The organism is Neobacillus drentensis, assembly GCF_036965645.1.
Classification (GTDB): domain Bacteria; phylum Bacillota; class Bacilli; order Bacillales; family Cytobacillaceae; genus Neobacillus; species Neobacillus drentensis_D.
The window spans coordinates 18450-18668 of record NZ_JBALPZ010000153.1 but is presented as its reverse complement, the minus strand read 5'-3'; positions in this window follow the sequence as shown (position 1 = coordinate 18668).

Genomic DNA, 219 nt, shown 5'->3' with positions numbered 1-219 from the left:
ATTCCTATACTTATTTAAGTAAAATGTAAAGTTTGTTGGGTGTGTAAATGAAGTTATAAAAATTATATTGTTTTCTATAAAGAAATTTTCAGTGTAAATGGGGGTGTAAGCCCTTACTTAATCTCAGAAATAGAAGGATGTATAGTTCGAATGAAATTATTTTAAAGGATTATTGTGTTATCAAAAGGAGGTATTGATAAATAATGAAAAAGACCGTTT